At 40.7% G+C, this 6,665-nt stretch carries 4 protein-coding genes; 2 read left to right on the forward strand and 2 right to left on the reverse strand.

The genetic code is table 11. The features are described from left to right. Positions 1–258: 258 nt before the first annotated feature. Complete coding sequence (locus tag V7K55_RS14350) at positions 259–3,369, reverse strand: nSTAND1 domain-containing NTPase (protein WP_334832342.1); 3,111 nt, start codon at positions 3,367–3,369, stop codon at positions 259–261. A gap of 249 nt (positions 3,370–3,618) precedes the next feature. On the opposite strand from V7K55_RS14350, the gene V7K55_RS14355 reads away from it, so the two are divergent. After that, complete coding sequence (locus V7K55_RS14355) at positions 3,619–5,520, forward strand: ArsA family ATPase (protein WP_334832344.1); 1,902 nt, start codon at positions 3,619–3,621, stop codon at positions 5,518–5,520. Between the two features lie 45 nt (positions 5,521–5,565). Next, positions 5,566–5,850, forward strand: a complete 285-nt coding sequence (locus V7K55_RS14360) for a hypothetical protein (RefSeq protein WP_334832346.1) — start codon at positions 5,566–5,568, stop codon at positions 5,848–5,850. Positions 5,851–5,931: 81 nt separating this feature from the next. Here V7K55_RS14360 and V7K55_RS14365 read toward each other — a convergent pair whose 3' ends face one another. After that, positions 5,932–6,318, reverse strand: a complete 387-nt coding sequence (locus tag V7K55_RS14365; RefSeq protein ID WP_334832349.1) for a pentapeptide repeat-containing protein — start codon at positions 6,316–6,318, stop codon at positions 5,932–5,934. Between the last annotated feature and the right edge of the window lie 347 nt (positions 6,319–6,665).

Genomic DNA, 6,665 nt, shown 5'->3' on the forward strand with positions numbered 1-6,665 from the left:
CATAAATAAATTCCTGTGATTAAATCGGCCTTATTAACAATACAATAAGGTCGTTTTTTCAATTGTCCCAATAGTGTTTTGTAGGTTCTTCAGTACTTGCTATGCTAAATTGTTAGCTATGAATTTTAACAAATCAAAATAATTGCATCAATACTTGAATACAACCTTTGATTTAATTGACCTATAAAGCATATTTGTTGTTAACTGTAAGTACAAGAGAAATATTTTTCTTGTACTTACAGTTATGCTCAGGAAATGCTATAGATTCCATACATATTTCTGACAAGTTTGGCGGGCAATTTCTAAATCATTGCCATTTTCAGGATTTTGAAAAATGGGGTGATAATGTAACCTGTTGCAGCAAACTTGCAACCACTTTTCCCACCCACAGCACCACAAGCGCACTGTTCCATCAAGACTACCACTGGCAATCAGTTTACCATCAGGGTTAAAAGCTGCGGAATTTACCCAATACTTATGCCCGCGCCAAGGTTGACCAATGGAGTTGCCGTGAATATCCCACAAGCGGACTGTAGAATCATTGCTGGCACTGATAATCCATTTGCTATCAGGGCTAAAGGCGACAGAATTAACTTCTTTTTCATGTCCGCGCCAAGGTTGACCAATGGGGTTGCCGTGAATATCCCACAAGCGGACTGTAGAATCATTGCTGGCACTGATAATCCATTTTCCATCTGGGCTAAAGGCGACAGAATTAACTTCTTTTTCATGTCCGCGCCAAGGTTGACCAATGGGGTTGCCGTGAATATCCCACAAGCGGACTGTAGAATCATTGCTGGCACTGATAATCCATTTTCCATCTGGGCTAAAGGCAACAGAATTAACTTCTTTTTCATGCCCGCGCCAAGGTTGACCGATAGGGTTGCCGTGAATATCCCACAAGCGGACTGTAGAATCATTGCTGGCACTGATAATCCATTTTCCATCTGGGCTAAAAGCAACAGAATTAACTTCTTTTTCATGTCCGTGCCAAGGTTGACCGATAGGGTTGCCGTGAATATCCCACAAGCGGACTGTAGAATCATTGCTGGCACTGATAATCCATTTTCCATCTGGGCTAAAAGCAACAGAATTAACTTCTTTTTCATGTCCGTGCCAAGGTTGACCAATGGGGTTGCCGTGAATATCCCACAAGCGGACTGTAAAATCATTGCTGGCACTGATAATCCACTTACTATCTGGGCTAAAGGCGACAGAATTGACCCAATTCTCATATTTGCGCTGCGATCGCCCGATGACCCGATCTTGTAATATTTGATGTAGCTCCCACAAACGCACAGTTTTATCGCCACCACTCACAATCAGCTTGCCATTAGGACTAAAGGCTAGGGAATTAACTTGTCCTTGATGTCCTCGCCAAGGTTGAGTGATGGGGTTGCCGTCAATATTCCACAAGCGTATTGTGCGATCGCAGCTACCACTAACAATAAACTTACCATCAGGGCTAAACGCTACAGAATTTACATGTCCTTCATGCCCGCGCCAAGGTTGACCGATGGGATTACCTTGTATGTCCCACAACCGCACTGTAGAATCACTACTACCACTGACAATAAACTTGCTATCAGGGCTAAAGGCGACGCAAATAATTTTTGCCTCATCTTCGTGCCACGCTTGAGTGATGGTGTTACCCTGTAAATCCCACAAACACACTGTTCCGTCAAAACCAATACTGACAATAGAATCGCTATTTGGGCTAAAGGCGACGGAAATAACTCCTTCCTTATGTCCGCGCCAGGGTTGAGTAATGGCGTTACCTTCTAGATCCCATAAACACACCGTTCCGTCAAAACTAACACTGATAATGCGTATCCCGGAGGGGTTGGCGCAGCCATCGCTATTTGAGCTAAAAGCGACGGAAATAATTCCTTCCTCATGTCCCTGCCAGGGTTGAATAATGAGATTACCTTGTAAATCCCATAAACACAAAATTCCGTCAATACTACCACTAACAATAAACTTGCTATCAGGACTAAAGGCGACACAATTTACCTCTTGCTGATGTCCACACAAAAATTGAGCAGTAGGATTGCCAATGATATTCCACAAACACACCGTAGAATCACTACTACCACTGGCAATAAAATTGCCATCAGGACTAAAGGCTACACAATTCACCTCTTGCTCGTGTCCGCGCAAGCTATTTGCCTCTGTGGGTGTGTTCATTGCTTCCTTTAAGCTTCCCAAAACAGGGGCTAGAAGCTCGTTTGGATATTTCTCTAGATTCTCACCGATTGTTTGAATTGCCAGAACCAAACCCTCTAGCGGTTGCACAGGAAGTAAATTCAAAACCCTGGCGGATTGCTCGCGCAGTTTTAATTCAGTCAGTGCAAGGTTTAATTGTTTAATCTCTTGTTCCTTTTCTGCCAAATGGCGATCGTGCCATCCAACACTAGTATTAATAAATTGATTAGCTTGTTCGCTTAAATAACCAAACGTTTGCTCTTTTAGTTCTTTATAAGTCTTTATCTTTAGAACCCGGCTGGCAATATTTTCTCTTTCCCACAGTACATTCAGGGTGTATTGCAGAAGTGGTAAAGAATCATCTTGTTGGTGGAAATCATGAATAATTTGCTCAACTAGTCCTTGTTCAAAGGTAACGCCATTTCTAGCAGCAGGTTCTGCGATCGCTAACTTTAATTCGCGATCGCTCATTCTAGTGAGTATACAACTATAGCGATTATAGATCCTCGCAAGCTGGGGATATTCACTAAATCTATCTACAAAATTAGATTGCATTGTTAAAACAATTTTGACAGAGCTATCCTGCTGCTGAAACAGTTGAAATAGACTAGCAAGAAATTTGTCACGTTCTGGCTTTTGGATTTTCGTAAACAGTTCTTCAAATTGGTCAATAAAAATCAGAATGGACTGAGAATATTTCTTGAGTAATGTGACAACTTGAAGTAGAGTATTTTCTCTTGGTTTTAGAGCGATATCTGCTATTTGTGATTGTTTACCATAGGCAAGTATCAGACTCTTATAAAGAGATTTAAAAGGATTTTCATCTGGCTGAAAAGTTAGATTATTCAATACGGTTTTATTATTTTCTAAGTAAGGAATTAAACCTGCCCGGATCAACGATGATTTGCCACTGACTGATGCTCCTAAAAGCAAGATTACATTATCTTTTTTTAAGCGATTGCTAATCTCAGCGATCCACTTCTCCCGTCCAAAAAATTTGTCTTTATCTTTGATTCCAAAAGTTTTTATTCCTATGTAAGGAGAGTCTGTTGTGAGTGGAAAAAGATGAATATCCTCAGACTTACTATCAGAAAGAAAGTTGTATTCAGAAATACTTTGGACATCATACCCAATATTTATATCGCCTTTAGAACTGTTAACCATTTATATCTCCTTACCTTTGGACATCTTTGGCTAAATCTTTTCCTTAGTTATAGTTCCTCGGCTAATCTTTGTAAGTACCTCAACAAAAATAATTACACGTTCTCTTGTGAAGCTTTCCCTGTCGCCGCCGTATATAGAAGTTTTCTGAATCCCATCTGGGAAAAATTAAGATTTTAAATAGCTTTATTCAGCAAAATTACTTAAGTAACTTTCAAAAATATGTAGTAACTTTATCCTAAAAGGCCATAAATGGCAAACGGGATGGAACTTTTTGATAACCTACACCTTGCTATGTTTAGCGGCAAAGGTGGAGTCGGAAAAACGACACTCTCCTGCACCTTTGCATGTCGTTGGGCGCAGAAATTTAGCAATGAGCAAATTCTTTTAATCTCAACCGATCCGGCTCACTCTCTTGGAGATGTCTTACAAGTTAGCGTTGATGACATTCCTCGTCCCATAGCGGAACTACCTAATCTACTAGTAAGGGCGTTGGATGCAAAGCTTCTGCTACAAGACTTTAAAGAACGTCATGGTCAGGTGTTAGAACTGCTAGTGGAGCGGGGTAGTTTTGTTGAAGGAGAAGACTTGCTTCCAGTTTGGGATTTAAATTGGCCTGGATTGGACGAGTTGATGGGTTTGTTAGAGATCCAACGTCTTTTCAACGAGCAGCAGGTAGATCGAGTAGTAGTGGATATGGCTCCTAGCGGTCATACTCTCAACTTGTTTGGGTTGATGGATTTTTTAGACACTTTCCTCCAATCTCTGGAACTGTTTCAAGAAAAACATCGGTATATTAGCAAGACCTTTGCTAGAACTTACACACCCGATCGCGCTGACGACTTTTTGCAAACCCTGAAAGCTGAACTATCGCAAGGTCGCCGTCTCCTTCAAGATCCTAACCATACAGCTTGTTTGTTAGTTGCGATCGCCGAACCAATGAGTTGGTTGGAGTCAAAACGATTCCTAGAAGCCTTAGAAACTATGCAGATTCCTTGCGGAGGGTTGTTTGTTAACCAAGTCCTTGGCAGTGCGACTGACCCAGATCGTTACCAAGAACAACAGCCGCTCATCAGCCAATATACGGATCTTGCTAACGGAAAGCCGATTTTTATTCTGCCACAGCAAGATGAGGAGCCTTTAGGGATTCTAGCTCTGAGCCATCTCATCAACCAAATCCATGTTCCTCAGCTTGAACCGCTATCTCATCATATCGATCTACTCCCAGTTCAATGGCCTGAAACAATTCCTCCTAGCTTTGGAGATTTTCTCACCCAAGGTCGCCGCCTGTTACTAATTGGCGGTAAAGGTGGAGTAGGCAAGACCACAGTAGCAGCTGCGATTGGTTGGGCTATGGCTCAACAACATCCTGAGCGTAAAATTCGCATGGTTTCCATCGATCCAGCCCACTCCTTAGGTGATGCCTTTGGTCTGAGTTTTGGACACGAACCATATCAAATAACTCCCAATCTTCGAGGTCAGGAAGTAGATAGCGATCGCATTGTCGATCAATTCAGAGCCGATTACTTGTGGGAACTGGCCGAAATGATGAGTGGCGAAACCCAAACAAGCGAAACTATTGAAATGGCTTATGCTCCTGCTGCTTGGCGCAAAATTGTCGGTCAAGCTTTACCAGGGATTGATGAAATGCTTTCCCTGTTAACAGTAATGGAATTGCTAGAGCAACAAGAAGAAGACTTGATTATTTTAGACACTGCTCCTACAGGTCATCTTCTGCGTTTTCTAGAAATGCCAAATGCACTAGCAGACTGGCTAGCTTGGATTTTCAAACTCTGGATTAAGTATCAGAATGTCCTTGGTCGTACAGAATTTATGGGACGTTTACGAACTTTGCGACAGCGCGTAGTTAAAGCTCAAAAAGTGCTAAAAGACCCACAACAAACAGAGTTCATTGGGGTTACGCTTAACCAGGCCAGTGTACTTGCCGAACAACAACGCTTGTTCAAATCTCTGCAAGAAATAGGTGTAAGCCAGAATTACGTTGTTCTAAACCGCTTTAATTCTACAGCAACCATTAATCGTGATGACTGCGAGACAAATTTTCCAGGTTTGACAATGGTTCGCTTACCAATGCTTCCTCGCTCAGTTCAGCCTTTAGAACGCATCCAAGCAGCAGCCGGTTGTTTATTCTAACAGCTAATTAGACTAAATACTTTCATACCCAAAGAGAAATTTATTATGCACCGCACTCCAAAACGTGGACAAATTCAAGCCAAACTTAGCACCATGCCTCCTCAACGTTCTCAAGCAACAGTTTACTTAAATGCTTACAAGATAATGTTAGAGAAGGAGCGTTTAGAGGAGGAACTAAAGAAACTCGAAGCACGCCAATCTCAAATTCAGCAGCGTCTTGCTATTTTAAATGGTCAAATCATTGCTGAAGAGGACATCACCCATCAGCAAACAAATACTGGCTTGAAGGACAATAGACCAAAATTCAACACCATAACATTAGAATACTAAATACTAAGATTTCAGCTTGTCTATATCATTCTCATTCCCTTTGCTCTCTATTTTAGGAAAAAAACCCCTGTACATAACATACTAGTGTGAAGTATGCAAACTACGATCTGGCATAGTTGTTTTGAAAAATCTAACGTCAGTAAAGTTTGCTTTATCTGTAATAGCATCAGTAAAGTTCGCAAGGCTAAAATCTGTTTTTATAGGTTCTACTATATTCCCTATAGTTTCTTCGTAAGGGCTAAAATCAGCATTGCTTAAATTAGCCTCAGTAAAATACGTTGATAATAATTTAGCTCCTTTGAATTTAGCCCTCACTAAATTAGCTTTATCAAAATTAGCTCCTGTTAAATTGCATTTATTAAAGTTAACATTAGCTAAATTAGCACCTGTAAAATTTCTATAAGAAAAATCTTGTCCAGAAAGGTCAGCATCGCTAAGATCGGCTTTAAAGTTTGGATCTAAGTCCACTTTATTGTTCCACTCCTCTCCATTTTACAGTAAGCTCAAGTGTATTCTGTTAGCCATTTTTTTACCTCATAAATAAGTACAAATGTACTATATTACAACTCAGCTTTGCGCTAGCCACGAAAATTTATTGCTTAGTTATTTCTTACTTCTACTCAATTCCCTAAAACTAACCAGATTGCTTCACAAGGAATGGAGAATCGACATCTAAAAGCCAATTCTCATCAATAAATTCTAGATTTTCATCATAAACAACAATACCATTGCCAATTTATGAGGGTTCAACGCCTGTAGAAACGGGATGAATACGACCTAAAGCAGTAAGCTTGGCAAAAATCTGGGTTAATAAA

The sequence above is a fragment of the Nostoc sp. genome, from assembly GCF_036919895.1.
Classification (GTDB): Bacteria; Cyanobacteriota; Cyanobacteriia; order Cyanobacteriales; family Nostocaceae; genus Nostoc.